This window comes from Pseudomonas sp. AC463 (genome assembly GCF_979253585.1).
The window spans coordinates 164,251-185,737 of the sequence record NZ_CEEDDZ010000015.1 but is presented as its reverse complement, the minus strand read 5'-3'; the positions used below and the strand labels follow the sequence as shown (position 1 = coordinate 185,737).

At 61.9% G+C, this 21,487-nt stretch carries 19 protein-coding genes and 1 tRNA gene (1 of these 20 cut by a window edge); 14 read left to right on the top strand and 6 right to left on the bottom strand.

What is annotated here, in order from left to right:
* Positions 1-45: 45 nt before the first annotated feature.
* Together AC0IYH_RS19940 and rsgA are read right to left on the bottom strand one after the other, a co-directional pair.
* A complete protein-coding gene (locus tag AC0IYH_RS19940) occupies positions 46-441 on the bottom strand; it encodes a type II toxin-antitoxin system PemK/MazF family toxin (RefSeq protein WP_116627347.1) in 396 nt (131 codons plus the stop codon).
* 285 nt (positions 442-726) lie between these two features.
* Positions 727-1,758, bottom strand: a complete 1,032-nt coding sequence (gene rsgA, locus AC0IYH_RS19935) for a small ribosomal subunit biogenesis GTPase RsgA (RefSeq protein WP_101265894.1) — start codon at positions 1,756-1,758, stop codon at positions 727-729.
* A gap of 108 nt (positions 1,759-1,866) precedes the next feature.
* Between rsgA and orn the strand changes: the two genes are divergently transcribed.
* Positions 1,867-2,409 (top strand): oligoribonuclease, encoded by a 543-nt coding sequence (gene orn / locus AC0IYH_RS19930; RefSeq protein ID WP_003171343.1) that lies wholly within the window; start codon positions 1,867-1,869, stop codon positions 2,407-2,409.
* 137 nt (positions 2,410-2,546) lie between these two features.
* Positions 2,547-3,161 (top strand): trimeric intracellular cation channel family protein, encoded by a 615-nt coding sequence (locus AC0IYH_RS19925; RefSeq protein WP_017138469.1) that lies wholly within the window; start codon positions 2,547-2,549, stop codon positions 3,159-3,161.
* On the opposite strand, the gene queG is transcribed toward AC0IYH_RS19925, so the two are convergent.
* Positions 3,158-4,222: a tRNA epoxyqueuosine(34) reductase QueG gene (gene queG / locus AC0IYH_RS19920; RefSeq protein WP_116627346.1), complete on the bottom strand. Its 1,065-nt coding sequence runs from the start codon at positions 4,220-4,222 to the stop codon at positions 3,158-3,160. The two genes, AC0IYH_RS19925 and queG, sit on opposite strands and share 4 nt — an antisense overlap.
* A gap of 63 nt (positions 4,223-4,285) precedes the next feature.
* Here queG and AC0IYH_RS19915 point away from each other — a divergent pair, with 63 nt between their 5' ends.
* From AC0IYH_RS19915 to AC0IYH_RS19860, 12 genes are all read left to right on the top strand, one after another.
* A complete protein-coding gene (locus AC0IYH_RS19915) occupies positions 4,286-5,146 on the top strand; it encodes an NAD(P)H-hydrate dehydratase (protein ID WP_471835861.1) in 861 nt (286 codons plus the stop codon).
* Positions 5,134-5,604 (top strand): tRNA (adenosine(37)-N6)-threonylcarbamoyltransferase complex ATPase subunit type 1 TsaE, encoded by a 471-nt coding sequence (gene tsaE / locus AC0IYH_RS19910; RefSeq protein ID WP_116627344.1) that lies wholly within the window; start codon positions 5,134-5,136, stop codon positions 5,602-5,604. The genes AC0IYH_RS19915 and tsaE overlap by 13 nt, the downstream gene beginning before the upstream one ends.
* 3 nt (positions 5,605-5,607) lie before the next feature.
* Positions 5,608-7,041 carry an N-acetylmuramoyl-L-alanine amidase gene (locus AC0IYH_RS19905; protein ID WP_206222728.1) on the top strand — a complete coding sequence of 478 codons (1,434 nt, stop codon included), beginning with the start codon at positions 5,608-5,610 and terminating at the stop codon, positions 7,039-7,041.
* Complete coding sequence (gene mutL, locus AC0IYH_RS19900) at positions 7,041-8,957, top strand: DNA mismatch repair endonuclease MutL (RefSeq protein ID WP_122774799.1); 1,917 nt, start codon at positions 7,041-7,043, stop codon at positions 8,955-8,957. The genes AC0IYH_RS19905 and mutL overlap by 1 nt, the downstream gene beginning before the upstream one ends.
* The gene (gene miaA / locus AC0IYH_RS19895; RefSeq protein WP_471835858.1) at positions 8,957-9,928 is read left to right on the top strand and encodes a tRNA (adenosine(37)-N6)-dimethylallyltransferase MiaA; all 972 of its coding nucleotides are present in this window, start codon (positions 8,957-8,959) and stop codon (positions 9,926-9,928) included. The genes mutL and miaA overlap by 1 nt, the downstream gene beginning before the upstream one ends.
* Before the next feature lie 94 nt (positions 9,929-10,022).
* Positions 10,023-10,283: an RNA chaperone Hfq gene (hfq, locus tag AC0IYH_RS19890; protein ID WP_071482778.1), complete on the top strand. Its 261-nt coding sequence runs from the start codon at positions 10,023-10,025 to the stop codon at positions 10,281-10,283.
* 12 nt (positions 10,284-10,295) lie between these two features.
* On the top strand, positions 10,296-11,597 hold the full coding sequence (gene hflX / locus AC0IYH_RS19885; RefSeq protein ID WP_116627340.1) for a ribosome rescue GTPase HflX: 1,302 nt from the start codon (positions 10,296-10,298) through the stop codon (positions 11,595-11,597).
* Between the two features lie 96 nt (positions 11,598-11,693).
* Positions 11,694-12,872 carry an FtsH protease activity modulator HflK gene (hflK, locus tag AC0IYH_RS19880; RefSeq protein WP_116627339.1) on the top strand — a complete coding sequence of 393 codons (1,179 nt, stop codon included), beginning with the start codon at positions 11,694-11,696 and terminating at the stop codon, positions 12,870-12,872.
* The gene (gene hflC / locus AC0IYH_RS19875) at positions 12,872-13,738 is read left to right on the top strand and encodes a protease modulator HflC (protein ID WP_010213607.1); all 867 of its coding nucleotides are present in this window, start codon (positions 12,872-12,874) and stop codon (positions 13,736-13,738) included. The genes hflK and hflC overlap by 1 nt, the downstream gene beginning before the upstream one ends.
* A gap of 292 nt (positions 13,739-14,030) precedes the next feature.
* Positions 14,031-15,218 carry an ATP phosphoribosyltransferase regulatory subunit gene (locus AC0IYH_RS19870; protein ID WP_116627338.1) on the top strand — a complete coding sequence of 396 codons (1,188 nt, stop codon included), beginning with the start codon at positions 14,031-14,033 and terminating at the stop codon, positions 15,216-15,218.
* 54 nt (positions 15,219-15,272) lie between these two features.
* A complete protein-coding gene (locus AC0IYH_RS19865) occupies positions 15,273-16,562 on the top strand; it encodes an adenylosuccinate synthase (RefSeq protein ID WP_122774797.1) in 1,290 nt (429 codons plus the stop codon).
* Between the two features lie 139 nt (positions 16,563-16,701).
* Positions 16,702-18,636, top strand: a complete 1,935-nt coding sequence (locus tag AC0IYH_RS19860; RefSeq protein ID WP_116627336.1) for a methyl-accepting chemotaxis protein — start codon at positions 16,702-16,704, stop codon at positions 18,634-18,636.
* 97 nt (positions 18,637-18,733) lie between these two features.
* Here the strand turns inward: AC0IYH_RS19860 and AC0IYH_RS19855 are convergent, their stop codons facing one another.
* From AC0IYH_RS19855 to AC0IYH_RS19845, 3 genes are all read right to left on the bottom strand, one after another.
* Positions 18,734-20,287, bottom strand: coding sequence for an ABC transporter permease (locus AC0IYH_RS19855; protein ID WP_471835855.1), 1,554 nt, complete (start codon positions 20,285-20,287; stop codon positions 18,734-18,736).
* Positions 20,287-21,312, bottom strand: a complete 1,026-nt coding sequence (locus AC0IYH_RS19850) for an iron ABC transporter substrate-binding protein (RefSeq protein ID WP_471835853.1) — start codon at positions 21,310-21,312, stop codon at positions 20,287-20,289. Before AC0IYH_RS19850 ends, AC0IYH_RS19855 begins: the two co-directional genes overlap by 1 nt.
* Positions 21,313-21,457: 145 nt before the next feature.
* A tRNA-Leu gene (locus AC0IYH_RS19845) sits at positions 21,458-21,487 on the bottom strand; it runs 157 nt beyond the window's last position.

Here is a 21,487-nt window from a genome sequence, read left to right as displayed (position 1 = left end):
TACCAATGAAAACGCCCCGAAGAACGGGGCGTTTTTCATTTCTGGTCACAGCGGCAGGTAGGCTTTGACGCCACTGATAACGCCGCGCATGTCATCGGTGCACAGGCGCGGCACGAAATATTCTCGACCTTTGGCGCGAGTCTTTCTGTGGAGTTTGTCGAGGCGTTCGAAACTGACGGTGTAAATCATGTCGCACTTCACCCACAGCTCTTTATAGCCGTCGGATTGAAGTGGGTTGGTGCGCAGCAAGTGATGCCAGTCATGCCGGATCTCTGGTGCGGTAGAGGAGATCGGCACCACGGTACAGAGCTTGCGATTGTGGGTGCCGGTAGGGGATATGACTACGACCTTGCGAATCTTCAGCATTTCCGGAGCCACGAAGCCTCGGGTGAAGTCGCAGAGCAGCACATCGCCTTGTTTGGGGTGATAGTAGAGAGGCAAATGTTAATTCCCCACAAAAAGCAAAGCCGCCCGAAGGCGGCTTCATTCGACGCGCAGTGGAGCTTGCTTCGCCCCTTCTGCGCCGCTGGATCAACCCCGAAAAGGATCCAGACTCCTGCCAGCTTGCGCTGGTGACGGAGCGATTATGGGCATCAGGAATTTCGAATTCAAGCTGGCTTGCGTGGATAAGCCACCAGTTGAGTCGAAGTCTTGATGCCAGCGCCCTTTAAATCAATGGACTAGGGCGCTTTGCGCGGCCATTTATGTGTATCAAGAAATGGCCTCTCAATAACTGCTCTCGGGCAAGCTCGCAATAATCGAGCGATAGCTGTTCATCCGCTGCTGCTGAACACGGCCGTCTTCCAGCGCCTTGAGCAACGCACAGCCCGGTTCGCGGTCGTGTTTGCAGTCGCGGAAGCGGCAGGTGCCGATCAGGTCGTTGAATTCGATAAAGCCCGCTTCCACATCGCTGCGGCTGACGTGGCCCAAGCCGAATTCACGGATGCCCGGTGAGTCGATCAACTCACCGCCGCCCGGGAAGTGGAACAGCCGCGCGGTGGTGGTGGTGTGGGTGCCCTGGCCGGACAACTCCGACAGCGGGCCGACACGGGTGTCGACTTCCGGCAGCAGGCTGTTGACCAGCGAGGATTTACCCACGCCGGACTGACCGACAAACACGCTGATGCGCCCGTCCAGTTGCTGTTGCAGCTGTTCCATGCCGTTGCCGTGATGCGCCGAAACTTCCAGCACCGGGTAACCCAGGGTGCGGTAGACCGCCAGCAGCGCATTGAGCGCCGGGGCGTTCTGTTCGTCGATCAAATCGAATTTGTTCAGCAGCAACAGCGGGCGAATGCCGGCGTGCTCGGCTGCGACCAGGTAGCGGTCGATCAGGTTGGCATGGGGCTCGGGCAGCGGCGCGAACACGATCACGATCATGTCGACGTTGGCCGCCACCGGCTTGAGCTGGCCACGGCTGTCCGGGCGGCGCAGTTCGGTGGTGCGCGGCAACTGGGCGACTATGACGCCGATACCCTGGTTGCCGGCGCGCCAGACGACCTGGTCGCCGGTCACCAGCGCAGGCAGGTTGGCGCGCAAGTGGCAGCGGAACACCGAGCCTGCGAGTTCGCCTTCGAGCGCCTCGACTTCGACCTGCACACCAAAGTGCGCGATCACCAGGCCCGTTTGCTCGGGGCCCAAGTCGCCGCCCTCGAGCGCTTCCACGGCGGAGGATTCACGTTTGGCGGCGCGTGCGGCGCGTTCGCCTTGAATCTTTTCGATGCGCCAGTTTTGGCGACGATTGAGCTGGCGTTTGGCCATTGGTGTTCCGTGTCGATAATGCAAAGGTTGGGTAAAACGGTCGCGAGTCTAGCACGGCCCCGCCTGCTAAACTGCGCAGCTACGCCAAGGTGCCAAGAGAATCAAGCCATGCAAAACCCACAGAACCTGATTTGGATCGATCTGGAAATGACCGGTCTGAACCCCGACACCGACGTCATCATCGAGATGGCCACGATTGTCACCGACAGCAACCTCAACACCTTGGCCGAAGGTCCGGTGATCGCCATCCACCACAGCGACGCCGTGCTCGCCACCATGGACGAGTGGAACACTCGCACCCACGGCAACTCCGGCCTGACCCAGCGCGTGCGCGACAGCCGCATCAGCATGGCCGAGGCCGAGGCCGAAACCATCGCCTTCCTGGAAAAGTGGGTGCCCAAGGGCAAGTCGCCGATCTGCGGCAACAGCATCTGCCAGGACCGTCGCTTCCTCTATACCCACATGAAGGGGCTGGAAAGCTACTTCCACTACCGTAACCTCGACGTGTCCACGCTCAAAGAGCTGGCCGCCCGTTGGGCGCCGGAAGTCAAAGACAGCTTCCATAAAGGCAGCACTCACCTGGCGCTGGACGATATTCGCGAGTCGATCGCCGAGCTGCAGCATTACCGCAAGCATTTCATCAAGGCGTGAGGATCTGGCGCCATCGCGATCCAGTGCGGGAGGGGGCTTGCCCCCGAAGGCCGGCGACGCGTTTTATCGCCAGGCGCCCCCTTTTGGTGCCATCAGCAAATGATTAGACTGCCGGCCTCATTGCAAGGATCGCCCTCATGCTGCTGATGCTCTACCTCATCGCCATCACCGCCGAAGCCATGACCGGTGCGTTGTCCGCCGGTCGACGCGGCATGGACTGGTTTGGCGTGGTGCTGATCGCGTGTGTCACGGCACTGGGCGGCGGTTCGGTGCGTGATGTGCTGTTGGGCCATTACCCGCTCACTTGGGTCAAGCACCCGGAATACCTTGTGCTGACCTCCATCGCTGCACTGGTGACGATCTTTATCGCACCGCTGATGCGCCGCCTGCGCTCGCTGTTCCTTGCACTGGACGCCTTGGGCTTGGTGGCCTTCACCCTGATCGGCTGCATGACCGCCCTGGAAATGGGCCATGGCATGCTGGTGGCTTCGGTCAGTGGGGTGATCACCGGCGTGTTCGGTGGCATCCTCCGGGACATCTTCTGCAACGATATCCCGCTGATCTTCCGCCGCGAGCTGTACGCCAGCGTGTCGTTCCTGGCCGCGTGGTTCTACATGCTCTGCCTGTACCTGCAATTGCCCAGCGAGCAAGCGATCCTGCTGACCCTGTTCAGCGGCTTTCTTTTGCGCCTGCTGGCGATCCGTTTTCACTGGGAAATGCCCAAGTTCGTCTACAACGACGACGTGCACTAGCGCGTGGCGTGCTGGTTAAGCGCCCATTCCACATGCTCGCGCACCAGCTCCGACGGGTAGTCCCGGCGCGCTTTCAAGGCTTCCAGCACCGGAATGCTCGATGGCGCATTGCCCAGGCCCACGGCCAGGTTGCGCAGCCAGCGTTCATACCCGGCGCGGCGTAGCGGCGAGCCTTCGGTGCTGCTGAGGAATTTATCCTCGTCCCACATAAACAGCTCGGCCAGCTCGGCGTTATCCAGGTTATGCCGTGGCTTGAAGTCGCCTTCGGCGGTAGGGCGCGCGAAACGATTCCACGGGCAAACGATCTGACAGTCATCGCAGCCGAACACGCGGTTGCCGATCAATGGGCGCAGGTCTTCCGGGATCGCGCTTTTGAGTTCGATGGTCAGGTACGAAATGCAGCGTCGCGCGTCCAGCACGTAGGGGCCGACGAAGGCATTGGTGGGGCAGATATCCAGGCAGGCGGTGCAGCGGCCGCAGTGCTCGGTGCTGTGGGGCGGGTCGATCGGCAGTGGCAAATCGACAAACAGTTCGCTCAGAAAGAAATAGCTGCCGGCCTTGCGGTTAAGGACCAGGGTGTTTTTGCCGATCCAGCCGAGGCCGGCTTTTTCCGCGATGGCTTTTTCCAGCACTGGCGCACTGTCGACAAACGCGCGAAAGCCAAACGGCCCAATCTGCGCCTGGATGCGGTCTGCCAGTTGCTGCACGCGCTTGCGAATCAGCTTGTGGTAGTCACGGCCGAGGGCGTAGCGCGAGATGTAGGCTTTTTCCGGCTTGGCCAGCAGTTGCGCCATTTGGGTGTCGCCTGGCAGATAATCCATGCGCAGCGAGACCACGCGCAAAGTGCCCGGCACCAGTTCGTCGGGGTGCGAGCGTTTGCTGCCGTGGGCGCCCATGTATTCCATCTCGCCGTGGTAGCCCGCGTCGAGCCAGCGTTGCAGGTGCTGCTCATGCTCGGCCAGGTCCAGGCCGCTGATGCCGACTTGTTGAAAGCCCAGCTCGCGGCCCCAGTCTTTGATCGATTGGGCGAGGGCGGGCAGATCGGAGGTAATAGCGGGCATGAGACACGGGAAACCACAGGTTAGATGCGTATAATTCTGCCAGACATCGGAGCTTGAAGACGCATGCCGCAGACAAAACACGAAATAACCGACGTTCAGCCCCTGTTGCACGGCCATTTGCCGCAACTGGCTGCGCGTTCCCCGGATGCCCAAAAAGGCCAGTTCGGCCACCTGCTGGTGATCGGCGGCGACCGCGGCTATGGCGGCGCTGCGCTGCTCAGCGCGGAAAGTGCCTTGCGCAGTGGCGCGGGCATGGTGTCCCTGGCGACCCGGCCCGAGCACGTGCCCGCCGCGTTGGCGCGTTTGCCGGAAGTCATGACGGTCGGTGTGAGTTCGGCTAACCAATTGATGGGCTTGCTGGAAAAAATCTCGGTGATCGTGATCGGCCCGGGCCTGGGCGATGCCGCCTGGGGTAAGAGCCTGCTATCGGTTGCCGCCAACGCCAAGCAGCCGCAGGTCTGGGACGCAGACGCCCTGAACCAGCTGGCCACAGGCAATGTGAGCCTGCCGGCCAACTGTGTGATCACTCCGCATCCGGGTGAGGCCGCTCGCTTGCTGGGGATTTCGACAGCCGAGGTTCAGGCCGATCGTCTTAAGGCGGCGCGCGCGTTGAGTCACAGATTCAATGCAGTGGCTATCCTCAAGGGTGCTGGCAGTTTGATTGCCAGCCCGGACGGGCGTGTTTCACGCTGCGACCAGGGCCACCCGGCCATGGCAACGGCGGGTCTGGGGGACGTGCTGGCCGGCCTGGTGGGCGCGTTGCTGGCCCAGGGCATGCCGGCCTTTGAGGCAAGCTGCCTGGCCGTGTGGCTGCACGCCACCGCCGGGGATCGCCAAGGCACCTTTGGTCGCGGGCTGGCGGCCAGCGACCTGATACCCGCCATTCGTCAATTGCTGGAGGAGCAGTCGCCGTGCCTGAAGTAATTCTTTTCCTGGCCGATGAAGACACCATGGTCGCGTTTGGTCAGCGCATTGCCCGGGTGACGGGCGGGGCGGGGCTGATTTTTCTCGAAGGCGACTTGGGTGCGGGCAAGACCACCTTGTCCCGTGGGATTATTCGCGGCCTGGGCCATACGGGGGCGGTAAAAAGCCCTACGTTCACACTGGTCGAACCCTACGAGATCGGCGCGATTCGCGCGTTTCACTTCGACCTCTACCGCCTGGTGGACCCCGAAGAGCTGGAGTACATGGGCATCCGTGATTACTTCGACGAAGACGCGCTGTGTCTGATCGAGTGGCCAGATAAAGGCACAGGCTTTTTGCCAAAGCCGGACCTGACCATTACCATTACGCCGCATGAGCATGGACGTCAGCTGAAGTTGTTGCCCCAGAGCGCGCGCGGCCAGTCGTGGTGCGCCGCTTTGGCATTGGAATTCAAATAATTGATGGGGTTAGGTATGCGCTTTCGCGCGTTGGTTAGTGTCGTAGGGGTGTTGCTTGCGGCAATGACTGTCAATGCTCTGGCTGCTTCACAGGTGAAAAGTGTTCGCCTGTGGCGAGCGCCGGATAACACGCGACTGGTGTTCGACCTGTCTGGCCCGGTCCAGCACAGCGTCTTTACCCTCACGTCGCCGGATCGCCTGGTGATCGACATCAACGGTGCGACCCTGGCCGCGCCGCTGAAAGTTTCCACCGCCAATACACCAATTACTGCCATGCGCTCTGCCCAGCGCACGCCGACCGACCTGCGCGTGGTCATCGACCTGAAAAAAGTCGTGACCCCCAAAAGCTTCTCCCTGGCGCCGAATGCCCAATACGGCAACCGGCTGGTGGTCGACCTGTTCGACAACGCCGCCGATGCCGCGCCGCCGCCAGCGCCGACCCCAAGCGTGGCCACGGTGCCGGCCGTGCCGGTCAACCCGACGCAACCACAGGTCAAGCTGCCGCCGCCGCCACCTGCTCCGGCTGGCAAACGCGACATCATCGTGGTGATCGACGCCGGCCACGGCGGTGAAGACCCGGGCGCCTCCGGCTCGCGCGGCCAGCATGAGAAGGACGTGGTGCTGGCCATCGCCCGCGAGCTGCAACGCCAGATCAACGGCATGAAAGGCTACCGCGCCGAGCTGACCCGTACCGGCGACTATTTCATCCCGTTGCGCGGCCGTACCGAAATCGCCCGCAAGAAGGGCGCTGACCTGTTCGTGTCGATCCACGCCGATGCCGCGCCTTCGGCTGCAGCCTTCGGTGCATCGGTGTTTGCCCTGTCGGATCGCGGCGCTACGTCCGAGACCGCCCGTTGGCTGGCCGACAGCGAAAACCGTTCCGACTTGATCGGTGGCGCCGGCAACGTGTCGCTGGATGACAAGGACAAGATGCTCGCCGGCGTGCTGCTCGACCTGTCGATGACCGCTTCGCTGACCTCCAGCCTGAACGTCGGCCAGAAAGTCCTGAGCAATATCGGCCGCGTCACGTCCTTGCACAAGCAACGGGTGGAGCAGGCCGGGTTCATGGTGTTGAAGTCGCCGGATATTCCGTCGATCCTGGTGGAAACCGGGTTTATCTCCAACTCCAACGAAGCCTCGAAACTGGCCAGCGCCAGCCACCAGCAGGCCCTGGCGCGCTCGATCAGCGCCGGTGTGCGCCAGTTCTTCCAGCAGAATCCGCCGCCGGGCACCTACATCGCCTGGCTGCGCGACTCCGGCAAGATCGCCCAAGGCCCGCGCGACCATCGTGTGCAGCCCGGCGACACCCTGGCCATGCTGGCCGTGCGCTTCCAGGTGTCACCGGCCACGTTGCGCAGCGCCAACAACCTGAAATCCGATGAATTGAAGGTGGGTCAGATGCTGACCATCCCTGGCACTGAATTGGCGGCGCAGTAATGAGCGAATCCTTGTTGAACAGCGGTTCGCGTATCGAACTGCTCAGCCCGCGCCTCGCCAACCAGATTGCCGCGGGCGAGGTGGTTGAGCGCCCGGCGTCGGTGATCAAGGAGTTGCTGGAAAACAGCATCGACTCAGGCGCCAAGCGCATCGATGTCGACGTGGAGCAGGGCGGCGTCAAGCTGCTGCGCGTGCGCGACGATGGCAGCGGCATCTCCTCGGATGACCTGCCGCTGGCCCTGGCCCGTCACGCCACCAGCAAGATCCGCGACCTTGAAGACCTGGAACGGGTAATGAGCCTGGGCTTTCGCGGTGAGGCCCTGGCCTCGATCAGCTCCGTGGCCCGCCTGACCCTGACCTCGCGCACCCGCAGCGCCGAGCAAGCCTGGCAGGTGGAAACCGAAGGCCGCGACATGGCGCCCCGCGTCCAGCCGGCGGCGCACCCGGTGGGCACTTCGGTGGAAGTGCGCGACCTGTTCTTCAACACCCCGGCGCGACGCAAATTCCTCAAGGCCGAAAAAACCGAATTCGATCACCTGCAAGAAGTCATCAAGCGCCTGGCCCTGGCGCGCTTCGATGTGGCGTTTCACCTGCGCCATAACGGCAAGACCATCCTTAGCCTGCACGAAGCCCATGACGACGCCGCGCGCGCTCGGCGGGTGTCGGCGATCTGCGGCGCGGGTTTCCTGGAGCAGGCGCTGCCGATTGAAATTGAACGTAATGGCCTGCGCCTGTGGGGCTGGGTCGGCTTGCCGACGTTCTCCCGTAGCCAGGCGGACTTGCAGTACTTTTTCGTGAACGGCCGCGCGGTCCGCGACAAGCTGGTGGCCCATGCGGTGCGCCAGGCTTACCGCGATGTGCTGTTCAACGGGCGGCACCCGACGTTTGTGCTGTTTTTCGAGGTCGACCCATCGGTGGTCGACGTCAACGTGCACCCGACCAAGCACGAAGTGCGCTTCCGTGACGGGCGCATGGTGCATGACTTCCTCTATGGCACCTTGCACCGCGCCCTGGGCGATGTGCGCCCGGATGACCAGCTATCGGCGCCGATTGTGACCGCAGTGGTCCGCCCAAGCGGCCCGGAGGCCGGTGAGTTCGGCCCCCAGGGCGAGATGAGCCTGGCGGGCAACCTGCTGCAATCGCCGCAACCGCAGCCTGCCTACACGGCGCCGGGTTCCGGGGCGGGGGCGGGTTATCAATATCAATACACCCCGCGCCCGCAATCGGCGGTGCCGGTGGCTGAGGCCCAGGCGGCGTATCGCGAGTTCTTCGCGCCGCTGCCGGGTGCCGAGCCAGGCGCTGCCGTGGCCTTGCCGGAAGGCGGTGGTGATATTCCGCCATTGGGCTACGCGCTGGCGCAACTCAAGGGTATCTACATCCTCGCGGAAAACGCCCACGGCCTGGTGCTGGTGGACATGCACGCCGCCCATGAGCGGATCATGTACGAGCGCCTCAAAATCGCCATGGCCAGCGAAGGCCTCAGCGGCCAACCGCTGCTGGTGCCGGAATCCCTGGCCGTGAGCCAGCGCGAGGCCGATTGCGCCGAAGAACACCACAGCGTGTTCCAGAAGCTCGGCTTCGAGCTGCAACGTTTGGGCCCGGAAACTCTGGCGATCCGCCAGATTCCCGCGTTGCTCAAGCAGGCCGAGGCCAACCGGCTGGTGGCCGACGTGCTGGCCGACCTGATGGAATACGGCACCAGTGACCGCATCCAGGCGCATATCAACGAATTGCTCGGCACCATGGCCTGCCACGGCGCGATCCGCGCCAACCGCCGCCTGGCCCTGCCGGAAATGAACGGGTTGCTGCGCGACATGGAAAACACCGAGCGCAGCGGCCAATGCAACCATGGCCGACCGACCTGGACCCAAATGGGCCTGGACGATCTGGACAAACTCTTCTTGCGCGGCCGTTGATGAGCGCCTTGCCCCCCGCGATCTTCCTGATGGGCCCCACGGCCGCCGGCAAGACCGACCTGGCCATCGAGCTGACCAAAGTGTTGCCGTGCGAGCTGATCAGTGTGGACTCTGCCCTGGTTTACCGGGACATGGACATCGGCACGGCCAAACCGTCAAAAGAGGTTCTGGCCGAGCATCCGCATCGCCTGATCGACATCATCGACCCTTCGCAGAGCTATTCGGCGGCGGATTTTCGCACCGATGCCCTGGCCGCCATGGCCGAGATCACCGCGCGCGGCAATATTCCGCTGCTGGTGGGCGGCACGATGCTCTATTACAAGGCTTTACAGGAAGGCCTGGCGGACATGCCGCCGGCCGACGCCCAGGTGCGCGCCGAGCTTGAGGAGGAGGCTGCACGCCTTGGCTGGCAAGCCCTGCACGACCAGTTGGCGGCCGTGGACCCGGTCTCCGCCGCACGAATTCACCCCAACGACCCCCAGCGGCTCACCCGAGCCCTGGAAGTCTGGCGTGTAAGTGGCCAGACCATGACTGAACATCGGCTGAAACAAACTGCGCAAAGTGCTGACGCAGGCGCATCTGGACAGTCACAATTGCCCTATACTGTGGCAAATCTGGCCATCGCTCCGGCAAATCGCCAGGTGCTGCATGAACGAATTGCACAAAGATTCACAATTATGTTGGAACAGGGGTTTATCGACGAGGTCGTAGCACTGCGTTCAAGAGGTGACCTGCATCCCGGGTTGCCTTCGATACGTGCTGTAGGCTACCGCCAAGTCTGGGATCATCTGGATGGCAAGCTGACGTCAGCCGAAATGCAGGAGCGCGGCATCATTGCCACGCGCCAATTGGCGAAACGCCAGTTCACCTGGTTGCGCAGCTGGAGCGATTTGCACTGGTTGGACAGCCTGGACAGCGACAATCTGTCACGCGCCTTGAAATACTTGGGAACGGTCTCCATATTGAGCTGAGTCCTTGCAATTGCCGTCTATCCTTGGGGGTGTGACGGCCATAAGCTATCTATTTTCCGATTTTTTATTATTGATCCTTAAAGGAGTGCGGCACATGTCAAAAGGGCATTCGCTACAAGACCCTTACTTGAATACTTTACGTAAAGAGAAAGTGGGGGTTTCCATCTACCTGGTCAACGGTATCAAGCTGCAAGGCACGATCGAGTCGTTCGACCAGTTCGTGATCCTGCTGAAGAACACCGTCAGCCAGATGGTTTACAAGCACGCTATCTCGACAGTCGTTCCAGTTCGTCCAATCCGTCTGCCTAGCGCAGCGGGTGACGAAGTCGGTGACGCTGAGCCAGGTAACGCCTGATAGGAGTCTCCTTTGTTCTTTGAGCGCCACGGTGGTGGTGAGCGGGTAATCCTCGTTCACTTGGATGGACAGGACCCTGAGGCGCGCGAAGATCCGCAGGAGTTTCAGGAGTTGGCAAATTCGGCCGGCGCCGAGACCGTTGCGTTTTTTAACGTACCGCGTCATCGGCCAACCGCCAAATTCCTGATTGGCAGCGGCAAGGTCGAGGAATTGCGCGACCTGGTCCACGCCGAAGAAGCCGATCTGGTGATCTTCAACCACACCCTCACGCCCAGTCAGGAACGTAACCTCGAACGTGTTTTCGAGTGTCGCGTGATCGACCGCACCGGCCTGATTCTCGATATTTTCGCCCAACGCGCCCGTACCCATGAAGGCAAGCTCCAGGTCGAACTGGCCCAGCTTGACCACATGAGCACCCGGCTGGTTCGCGGCTGGACTCACCTTGAACGTCAGGGTGGTGGTATCGGTATGCGTGGCCCGGGTGAAACCCAGCTCGAAACCGACCGCCGTCTGCTGCGGGTACGCCTGCGCCAGATCAAGGGTCGCCTCGAGAAGGTACGCAGCCAGCGCGAGCAATCGCGGCGTGGGCGTTCGCGTGCGGATATCCCTACCGTGTCCCTGGTGGGCTATACCAACGCCGGCAAGTCCACGCTGTTCAACAACGTGACCAAATCCGACGTGTACGCGGCCGACCAACTGTTCGCCACCCTCGACCCGACCTTGCGCCGTCTGGATATCGACGACCTGGGGCCGATTGTCCTGGCCGACACCGTGGGTTTCATTCGTCACTTGCCCCACAAGCTGGTCGAGGCATTTCGGTCTACGCTCGAAGAGTCGAGCAATTCCGACCTGCTGTTGCACGTGATCGATGCGGCCGAACCGGATCGCATGCTGCAGATCGAGCAGGTGATGGTGGTGCTGGGCGAGATTGGTGCCCAGGACTTGCCGATCCTCGAGGTCTATAACAAACTCGATTTGCTTGAGGGCGTTGAGCCACAAATCCAGCGCGACGAGAACGGCAAGCCCCAGCGGGTATGGCTGTCGGCGCGCGATGGCAGTGGTTTGGAGCTGCTTGAACAGGCCATCGCCGAATTGCTCGGCAGTGATTTGTTCGTCGGCACCTTGCGCTTGCCTCAGCGTTTTGCTCGACTGCGTGCACAGTTTTTCGAGCTGGGCGCGGTACAGAAAGAAGAACACGACGAAGAAGGTGTCAGCTTGCTGGCCGTTCGATTGCCGCGCGCGGAGCTTAACCGGCTGGTCAGCCGTGAGGGCGTAGTACCGACAGAGTTCATCGAACAACACACTTTGCAATAAAAGCCTCCGAAAGCGGTTGTGCCGCAGTAGCAGGCATTCTGTAGCATTGGTCGGCGCGCCGTGGGTGCGTCTTTGCTTTATCAGATGGAGAGCGCTATGGCTTGGAATGAGCCGGGTGGCAACTCGAATAATCAGGATCCTTGGGGTGGTAAACGCCGCAATAATGGCGACCGCAAGGGGCCACCAGATCTCGACGAGGCCTTCCGAAAGCTGCAGGAAAGCCTGAATGGGTTGTTCGGTGGTGGAAAAAAACGTGGTGGTGGTGACGACGGCGGTCGCACAAGCAAGGGCGGCGGCTATGGCCTGCTCGGCCTGGGTCTTGTCGTGCTGGCGGCCGTGTGGCTGTACAGCGCCGTATACGTGGTGGACGAGCAGGAGCAAGCCGTGGTGCTGCGCTTCGGCAAGTACTACGAAACGGTCGGCCCGGGCCTGAACATCTATTTCCCGCCGATCGACAAGAAGTACATGGAGAACGTCACGCGTGAGCGTGCCTACACCAAGCAGGGCCAGATGCTGACCGAAGACGAGAACATCGTCGAAGTGCCGCTGACCGTGCAGTACAAGATCACCAACCTGCAGGACTTCGTGCTGAACGTTGATCAGCCGGAAATCAGCCTGCAACACGCGACCGAAAGCGCCCTGCGCCATGTGGTGGGTTCCACCGCCATGGACCAGGTGCTGACCGAAGGTCGTGAATTGATGGCCAGCGAAATCAAGGAGCGCCTGCAACGGTTCCTCGACACCTATCGCACCGGTATCACCGTTACCCAGGTAAACGTACAGAGCGCAGCGGCACCGCGTGAAGTGCAGGAAGCCTTCGATGACGTGATCCGCGCCCGTGAAGACGAGCAGCGTTCGCGCAACCAGGCTGAAACCTACGCCAACGGCGTCGTGCCGGAAGCCCGTGGTCAGGCCCAGCGCATCCTTGAGGATGCCAACGGTTACCGTGACGAAGTGGTTTCGCGCGCCAAGGGTGAGGCAGATCGCTTTACCAAACTGGTCGCCGAGTACCGCAAGGCACCCGAAGTCACCCGCGAGCGTCTGTACCTGGACACCATGCAGGAAGTCTTCAGCAACACCAGCAAGGTTCTCGTGACCGGCAGCAAAGGTGGGCAGAACAACCTGCTGTACCTGCCGCTGGACAAGATGATCGAAGGTGGTCGTAGCAGTACCAGCGCACCGTCCACCGGTTCCACTGCTGCTGCCAACGAAGCGAGCGCCCGTGCGGCCGCTGACTTGCTGCAACAGCAAACACGTACCAGGGAGAGTCGTTGATGAGCAATAAATCGCTGACCGCCCTGATTGTGGGCGTCGTCGTGGTCATCGCTGCCTGGAACTGCTTCTACATCGTGGCTCAGACCGAGCGTGCGGTGCTGCTGCAATTCGGTCGCGTGGTCCAGGCGGACGTCCAGCCAGGCCTGCATGTGAAGGTCCCCTACGTGAACCAGGTGCGCAAGTTCGACGCCCGCCTGATGACCCTGGATGCACCGACGCAACGCTTCCTGACCCTGGAAAAGAAAGCTGTGATGGTTGACGCCTACGCCAAGTGGCGCGTCAAGGATGCCGAGCGCTTCTACACCGCGACCTCCGGCCTCAAGCAGATTGCCGACGAGCGTTTGTCGCGCCGTCTGGAATCGGGCCTGCGTGACCAGTTTGGTAAGCGCACCCTGCATGAGGTGGTTTCCGGTGAACGTGATGCGCTGATGGCGGATATCACGCGTTCGTTGAACACCATGGCAGAGAAAGAGCTGGGCATCGAAGTGGTCGATGTTCGGGTCAAGGCTATCGACCTGCCGAAGGAAGTGAACCGCAGCGTGTTCGAGCGTATGAGCACCGAGCGTGAGCGTGAAGCCCGTGAGCACCGCGCCAAGGGTAACGAGTTGGCCGAAGGTATCCGTGCGGATGCCGACCGTCAGCGTCGCGTACTGCTGGCCGAAGCCTATCGCGAGTCTGAAGAGGCGCGTGGTGATGGTGATGCTCAAGCCGCGGCGATCTACGCCAAGGCCTACGGCCAGGACCAGGAGTTCTACGCGTTCTACCGTAGCCTGCGTGCCTACCGTGAAAGCTTCGCGAACAAAACCGACGTCATGGTGCTTGATCCAAGCAGCGACTTCTTCCGCTACCTGGAAAAGTCCAAGTAACCCGCTTGTGACTCTGTAGGAACATTCCGTCGGGCGGCTAAAACGCCTGGCGGGGTGATCCTTTCAGAAAACGGGTGTATGATGCGGCAGCCGGGAAATTCCCGGCTTTTTTGCGTCTGCATGTTTGATTCGGCAGGCGTGACAGGTTTTTCGAGGAATGTGCCCGACGAGGCCGGTTACAGGTCGTTCGTCACGTCGCTCTTGCGCGTGGTTTATGCAGGGGGCGGGTATTTTCTGCTTCACTCAAGGCTCGGCCGAGGGCTGGCCGCCCGGATCAAAGGGGAATGGCGTAATGGCAACGGTAGACCGCTGGCTGCTGCCAGATGGCATCGAAGAAGTACTGCCACCAGAAGCTGCGCGCATTGAAGTAGCGCGTCGCCAGGTGTTGGATCTGTTCCAGAGCTGGGGTTACGAGTTTGTCGTGACCCCCCATATCGAGTACCTGGAATCCCTGCTGACCGGCGCGGGCCAGGACCTGGATCTGCGCACCTTCAAGGTCATCGACCCGCAATCGGGTCGGCAAATGGGTTTCCGTGCCGACATCACGCCGCAAGTGGCGCGCATCGATGCGCACACCCTGCGCCGCGAAGGTCCGAGCCGCCTGTGCTACGCCGGCAGCGTGCTGCATGCTCAGCCGCGTGCCTTGTCGTCTTCGCGTAGCCCGATCCAGTTGGGTGCCGAGTTGTACGGCGACGCCAGCCCGAGCAGCGACGTTGAAGTGATCAGCTTGATGCTGGCGATGCTGCAACTGGCTGACGTGCCGGATGTCCACATGGACCTGGGCCACGTGGGCATCTACCGTGGCCTGGCCCGTGCGGCCGGTTTGTCCGGTGAGGTGGAGCAACAGTTGTTCGATGCCCTGCAACGCAAGGCCATCGATGAGGTCATCGCCCTCACCGAGGGTGTGCCTGCGGACCTCGCCGGCATGCTGCGTGCGCTGGTCAACCTGTGCGGCGGCCGTGAAGTGCTGGTGGCCGCGCGTGAGCGCCTGGCCAATGCACCGGCACCGGTATTGGCTGCGCTGGACGATGTGCTGGCGATTGCCGAGCAGTTGTCGGCGCGCTTCCCGGAGCTGCCGCTGTACTTTGATCTGGGTGAGTTGCGCGGCTACCACTACCACACGGGTGTGGTGTTCGCGGTATTTGTACCGGGTGTTGGCCAGGCCATCGCCCAAGGCGGTCGGTACGACGATATCGGCGCTGATTTTGGTCGCGCACGTCCGGCGACCGGCTTTTCTACCGATTTGAAAACCCTGGTGACCCTGGGGCGTGCTGAGGTCGAGCTGCCGTCTGGTGGCATCTGGATGCCCGACAGTACGGACGCAGCACTCTGGCAGCAGGTTTGCCAGTTGCGCAGTGAGGGTCAGCGTGTCGTCCAGGCCTTGCCTGGACAGCCATTGGCCGCCGCCCGTGAAGCGGACTGCGACCGGCAATTGATTCTGCAGAACGGGCTTTGGCAAGTATCGCCACTGGCTTCTTGAGTTTTCCTGCCGGCCATCGCCGGCACCAAGTTTGCGCGAATGAGGACAAGTGTTATGGGTAAGAATGTCGTAGTCCTGGGCACCCAATGGGGTGATGAGGGCAAAGGCAAGATCGTTGATCTGCTGACCGAACATGCTGCCGCCGTAGTGCGCTACCAAGGTGGCCACAACGCTGGCCACACACTGGTCATCGATGGCGAAAAAACCGTCTTGCACCTGATCCCGTCGGGCGTCCTGCGCGAAGGCGTGCAGTGCCTGATCGGTAACGGCGTGGTAGTTGCACCTGACGCCCTGCTGCGTGAGATCACCAAGCTGGAAGAGAAAGGCGTACCGGTGCGCGAGCGCCTGCGTATCAGCCCGTCCTGCCCGCTGATCCTGTCCTTCCACGTTGCGCTGGACCAGGCCCGTGAAAAGGCGCGTGGCGAGCTGAAGATCGGTACCACCGGTCGCGGTATCGGCCCGGCCTACGAAGACAAGGTTGCACGTCGTGGCCTGCGTGTGGGCGACCTGCTCAACATGCCGCGCTTTGAAGACAAGCTGCGTGAACTGGTGGATTACCACAACTTCATGCTGGTCGGTTACTACAAAGAGCCGGCCATCGAGTTCGACAAGACCCTGGCCGAGTGCAAGGAATACGCCGAGCTGCTCAAGCCGCTGATGCTGGACGTGACTGCCGAACTGCACGACCTGCGTCGCGCCGGCAAAGACATCATGTTCGAAGGCGCCCAGGGTTCGCTGCTGGACATCGACCACGGCACCTACCCGTACGTGACCAGCTCCAACACCACCGCTGGCGGCGTGGCTACCGGTTCGGGCGTTGGCCCGATGTTCCTGGACTACATCCTGGGCATCACCAAGGCTTACACCACCCGCGTGGGTTCGGGGCCATTCCCGACTGAGCTGTTCGACGACGTCGGTGCGCACCTGGCCAAGCAAGGTCACGAATTCGGCGCCACTACTGGCCGTGCGCGTCGTTGCGGCTGGTTCGACGCGGTTATCCTGCGTCGCGCTATCGATGTGAACAGCATCTCGGGCATCTGCCTGACCAAGCTGGACGTACTCGACGGCCTGGAAACCATCAATATCTGCGTCGGCTACAAGGATGCAGCAGGCAACGACGTTGCGCCGACCGACGCTGACAGCTACGTAGGCCTGCAGCCTGTGTACGAAGAAGTGCCGGGCTGGACCGAATCGACCGTGGGCGCCAAGACCCTGGAAGAGCTGCCAGCTAACGCCCGTGCCTACATCAAGCGCGTTGAAGAGCTGATCGGCGCGCCGATCGACATTATTTCGACGGGCCCGGACCGCAACGAAACCATCGTTCTGCGTCATCCGTTCGCGTAATAAGCTGTTGATGTAAAAAGCAAAGGGCTCCTTCGGGAGTCCTTTTTCATATCTGCTGCCTGGGCGGCACGACCCTTGCTTTGGTTCTTTCTTTCGCGGTGCTATCAAATTAATGGCACCCGTGGTGGAGGGATTACCGATGTCTGCCGTTCTCTCATTGTTACAAAGCCGTCTGTTGCGGCCGGTGTTCGTTACCCTAGGTATCGCCCTTTTGGTGCAAGTGCTGGTGGCGGTCGCTCTAACCCGAAGCACGGTGACGGCGCTGGAAGCTGATCTGGGCAATCGCCTGGGCATCGACAGCCAGAAATTGTCTGGCGAATTGGCGCAGGCCGGCAAGGAAGTCACGTCCAGCCTGGACAGCTTGTCTACCAGTACGCGCCAGCGCCTGACCGCAGGGCTCTCCACGCGTCTGCAGGAAGAGCAGAAGCAACTACGTGCGACTCTGGAAAAAGACCTGCACGACTCTGCCAATGACATGGCACAACTGCTGGCCTCGGTCGCGCCTCGCGCCATGTGGGACAGTGACGTGCCGACCCTTTCCGAGTTCGCCCGGCGCGCCCAGCGCAATCCCAACGTGTTGTTCGTGGTGTATGACGACGCGGCGGGTGAGCATCTGACCCGTTACCTCAACCGTGAAAATCCGATCAACCAGGCGTTGCTGGAAAAGGGCAAGGGTGACCGTGCCCTGGATAAAGTCCTCGATGCGGCAAAAAATGATCCCTCAGTGTTTTACGTCGAAGCCTCCATCAGCCCTAACGGCGTAGAGATCGGCAAAGTCCGCATGGGGGTTTCGACCGCCGCTGTAGAGACGGACCTGGCGGCGCTGGACAAGCGTTTTGCCGCGCTGATCGCCAGCGGAGATCAACTGGTCGGCGACAGCCTCAAAGGCGCCGCCGCCGATAGTGCCGCCGCCATGGGCGCACGCTTGCAGTCGGCGCAAGCCACCGCAACGCAAATGACCGCCAATACCACCAGCGCCGTCCAGGACGCCGCCGGCACCTTGCGCTGGCGCATCGGTATGGGGCTCGCGTTGGTCGGCTTTGGCGTATTGGTATTGATCGCCGTGGTGCTGGGGCGCCGCGTGGTCAATCGCCTTAAATTGTTGATTGCGGCCATGGACGACCTGGCGGCGGGCGAGGGCGACCTCACCAAGCGTGTGCAAATCAGCAGCAAGGACGAGATCGGCGACATGGCCTCGGCAGTCAATCGCTTTGTGGATAAGTTGCAACCCATTGTGCGCGAGGCCGGCGACGTGGCTCAGCGCACTGGTGTGGAAATCGGCGCGATGACCTTGCGCAATGCCGGGGCGGACAAGGCCGCCGGCCTGCAGCGCGATGAGGTGGCCGAGAGCTTGCGCGCGCTGTCGCAGATGGCCGACGAGGCCCAAGCCGAAAGCCACGCCATGCAGGCTGCCTTGCAGCAGGTGGTGGATATTCGCCAGGCCACGGATGAGAACTCACGCACCTCGGCTGAAGTCGGCGGCCTGATCGAGGCGCTGGCCGGGCAGGTACAGGCGGGCTCCCAGGTGATCGAGCGGCTGGCGGCGCAAAGTCAGCAGATCGAGGTGGTGTTGACCGTGATTCACGGCATCGCCGAACAGACCAATCTGCTGGCACTCAACGCAGCCATCGAGGCCGCGCGTGCCGGTGAGACCGGCCGGGGCTTTGCGGTGGTGGCAGACGAAGTGCGGGCGTTGGCCAGCAAGACCCAGAGTTCGACCGGCGACATCCAGGCGCATATCGTGGCGCTGCAGCAGGGCGCGCGCGAGGCGGTGGAGACCATCGGCAAGGCCGGGCGCCAGGCCAATGAGGGCTTGCTGGTGCTGCGTGACAGCGTGCGCTTGCAGCAGACGGTGCAGGCGTCGGTGGAGCAGGTGCACGCGGCGATCGGTTTGGCGACGCGCGCTGCGGAGCATCAGGCGCAGGGCGCGCATGCGGTGCGTGGGCGGGTCGAGGTGATTCATGCCCAGGCCGAGCGTGCCGCGCAGGCGGTGGTGGAGACAACCGCCAGTGGCAAAGTGCTGGATGGGTTGGCGGCGCAGTTGAAGGCGAGCCTGGGGCAGTTCCGGGCTTAGGGTTGTCTGCTCTGGCCTCATCGGGGGCAAGCCCCCTCCCACATGTGATAGGCGCCGCGGTCAAAATGTGGGAGGGGGCTTGCTCCCGATAGCGATTTCAGCGGCTCAGATACATCCGCGTCGTCAGCAAATACACCGGCAGCCCCGACACCAGAATCAACAACGCCGCATAAGGCGCCGCCGCCGCAAACTCCACATTCGAGGTATGCGCCCAAACAGCAGTGGCCAAGGTGTTCAGCCCGGTCGGGCTAAGCAGCAAGGTTGCGGTCAATTCCTTCATCGCATCTAGAAACACCAGCGCAAACGCCGCGCCCAATGCCGGGAAAATAATCGGCAAGGTCACCCGGCAAAACGCGCCGAACGACGATGCGCCCAGCGTGCGTGCCGCTTCTTCCAGCTGTGGTGCAGCCTTGTTCAGCGCCGTGCGAATCGGCGCCTGGGCCAGCGGCAAAAACAGCAGCGCGTAAGCGATCAGCAACAACGCCGATGTCTGGTACAGCGCCGGCACGTAATGCAGCGCGAAATACACCAGCGTCAGCGCAATCACCAGGCCGGGCAGGGCGTGCAGCAGGTACGGCAGGCGCTCGGCCCAGATCGCCAGTTGGCCTTTGTAGCGCACCACCAGCAGCCCCACCGGCACCGCCAGCACCAGGCACAACGCCGCACCGCCCAGAGACAGCGCCAGCGAGGACAGCAACGCCGCGCCGATCTCGGCCACTGGAAACGCTGCCGATGACCCCACCGCCAGCCAGTAACCGAGCATGCCCAAGGGAATGCCGCTGCCGATGATCGCCAGCGCCAGGCAATACACCTGGCCCAGCGCCGCCCATTTGCCCAGCCGAACCTGCTCGGCGTGCCGCGCGGCGCCCTGGCCAATGCGTACATGCCGGCCCTTGCCGCGCACGCGCAGCTCCAGCCACAACAGGGTCAGGCACATCACCAATAGCACCGCCGAGAGCATCGCGGCATTGGCGTTGCTGAATTCCAGTTCGAATTGCTGGTAGATCGCAGTGGTGAAGGTTTGCAGGCCGATGATCGACAGCGCGCCGAACTCCACCAGCATATGCAACGCGATCAGCAGCGCCCCGGCCAGCAGCGAAGGCCACAGCAGCGGCAGCGTGATCCGGAAAAACACACCCCAGCGATTCAGCCCCAAGGTGCGCGCGGACTCTTCCAGGGAGGGGTCCAGATTGCGCAGGGTGGCCGCGACCGGCAGAAACACCAGCGGGTACTTGGACAGGCTCATCACCAGGATCGCGCCGCCCAGCCCTTCGAAATTAGCGCTCAGCGACACCCAGGTAAAGCTGCTGACAAACGCCGGTACCGCAAACGGCAAGCACAGGATCACGCCCCAGAGGCGTCGCCCTGGCAGGTTGCTGCGTTCCAGCAGCCAGGCCAGGGACAGGCCGATCACGCCGCAGGCCAGTGTGACGCCAACCATCAGCGCCAAGGTGTTGCGCAGCAGCCCGAACACATAGGGCCGCCACAGCAGATGTATCGCCTCCGCCCAGCCGGCCTGCCAGGCTTTGAGCCCGACATAGGCCAGCGGTAGCAGGCTCAGGCCGACCAGCAACAGCACGGGCAGCAACAGCCAGATCGACGGGCGTTTGCGCCGGGGTATAAACCCGGCGGCGGATAGCGATGGGTTCATCAGTTCAAGCCAACGTCACGTTCCAGGTCCAGGGCTTCTTCGGCGTTGCCCAGGTCTGCAGGGGTGACTTTCGGCGGCTGCAGCTCGCTGAACGGCTTGAGGCCACGGTTGGACTGCATGCCCTTGCGCAGCGGGTACTCGGCCGAGGTGTTGGTGATCACACGCTGGCCCTCTTCGCTGGCCATGAATGCCAGCAGTTGCTGGGCTTCCTTGGGGTGTTTGCTGGATTTCAGCGCGGCCGCAGAAGACACGGTGATCAGGCCGCCGGCATCGCCATCGGTGAAGTAGTGCAGTTGGGAATCCAGGTTGGTTTTTTCTTTCTTCAAGGCGAACCAGTAGTAGTTGTTCACCAATACCGTCGCCACTTCGCCATTTTCCACAGCTTTGAGCGCAACCATATTGTTGCTGTACACCTTGCCGAAGGCGCGCAGGCCGGTCAGCCATTCTTCAGCAGCTTCGCGGCCGTGCAGCTTGATGATAGCCACGGCTTGTTCCTGGAACGCGCCGCTGGTGGGCACGAAGCCGACCTTGCCTTGCCACTCGGGGCCGGCGAAATCCAGTACCGATTTGGGCAGGTCTTTTTCGGCGATCAGCTTGGGGTTGAAAGCCACGACGCGGGTGCGCGCGGTCACGCCCATCCAGTCGCCGTTGCTGCCGACATAATCCTTGGGCAATACGTCGAGGGTGCTGGCGTCGATCTTGGCCAGCAGGCCTTGCTCGCCGAGTTTGTTCAGAGGTGGCGACTCTTCGGTGTAAATCACATCGGCCGGGGAGCGGTCGCCTTCTTCGACGACCTGGCTGGCCAGCTGGTTGCTGCTGCCTTTGCGCACGTTGACGTGGATGCCGGTCTTGACTTCGAAGGCCTTGGCGAGTTCGTCGCCGACTTCTTTATGCTGGCCGTTGTACAAGGTCAGGGAGATTTTGTCGGCGGAGTAGGCGGCGGGCGAGAGCAGGGTCAGGCCCAGCAGAGTGATGGTCAGGCCACGCAGAAGGGATGTCTTGAGACGGGTATCGCGGATCATCATCCGGGGTGTTCCTCACTTGAGATGAAACAAATCGTTGCAAGGATAAACGATAAAGTTTCTCAGGTGCGGCGAAGGCGGCAATTGCTGGCGGAGTTTTTAAACCCCGGAAACGAAAAAACCCGCTTTCGCGGGTTTGATCTGAATTTGGTGCCCAGGAGAAGACTCGAACTTCCAC

Excerpts from the sequence above, each read along its gene's own strand:
- rsgA (WP_101265894.1), bottom strand. The coding sequence starts at position 1,758 with ATGGCCAAACGCCAGCTCAATCGTCGCCAAAACTGGCGCATCGAAAAG.
- orn (WP_003171343.1), top strand. The coding sequence starts at position 1,867 with ATGCAAAACCCACAGAACCTGATTTGGATCGATCTGGAAATGACCGGT.
- AC0IYH_RS19925 (WP_017138469.1), top strand. The coding sequence starts at position 2,547 with ATGCTGCTGATGCTCTACCTCATCGCCATCACCGCCGAAGCCATGACC.
- queG (WP_116627346.1), bottom strand. The coding sequence starts at position 4,222 with ATGCCCGCTATTACCTCCGATCTGCCCGCCCTCGCCCAATCGATCAAA.
- AC0IYH_RS19915 (WP_471835861.1), top strand. The coding sequence starts at position 4,286 with ATGCCGCAGACAAAACACGAAATAACCGACGTTCAGCCCCTGTTGCAC.
- AC0IYH_RS19905 (WP_206222728.1), top strand. The coding sequence starts at position 5,608 with ATGGGGTTAGGTATGCGCTTTCGCGCGTTGGTTAGTGTCGTAGGGGTG.
- mutL (WP_122774799.1), top strand. The coding sequence starts at position 7,041 with ATGAGCGAATCCTTGTTGAACAGCGGTTCGCGTATCGAACTGCTCAGC.
- miaA (WP_471835858.1), top strand. The coding sequence starts at position 8,957 with ATGAGCGCCTTGCCCCCCGCGATCTTCCTGATGGGCCCCACGGCCGCC.
- hfq (WP_071482778.1), top strand. The coding sequence starts at position 10,023 with ATGTCAAAAGGGCATTCGCTACAAGACCCTTACTTGAATACTTTACGT.
- hflK (WP_116627339.1), top strand. The coding sequence starts at position 11,694 with ATGGCTTGGAATGAGCCGGGTGGCAACTCGAATAATCAGGATCCTTGG.
- hflC (WP_010213607.1), top strand. The coding sequence starts at position 12,872 with ATGAGCAATAAATCGCTGACCGCCCTGATTGTGGGCGTCGTCGTGGTC.
- AC0IYH_RS19870 (WP_116627338.1), top strand. The coding sequence starts at position 14,031 with ATGGCAACGGTAGACCGCTGGCTGCTGCCAGATGGCATCGAAGAAGTA.
- AC0IYH_RS19865 (WP_122774797.1), top strand. The coding sequence starts at position 15,273 with ATGGGTAAGAATGTCGTAGTCCTGGGCACCCAATGGGGTGATGAGGGC.
- AC0IYH_RS19860 (WP_116627336.1), top strand. The coding sequence starts at position 16,702 with ATGTCTGCCGTTCTCTCATTGTTACAAAGCCGTCTGTTGCGGCCGGTG.
- AC0IYH_RS19855 (WP_471835855.1), bottom strand. The coding sequence starts at position 20,287 with ATGAACCCATCGCTATCCGCCGCCGGGTTTATACCCCGGCGCAAACGC.
- AC0IYH_RS19850 (WP_471835853.1), bottom strand. The coding sequence starts at position 21,312 with ATGATGATCCGCGATACCCGTCTCAAGACATCCCTTCTGCGTGGCCTG.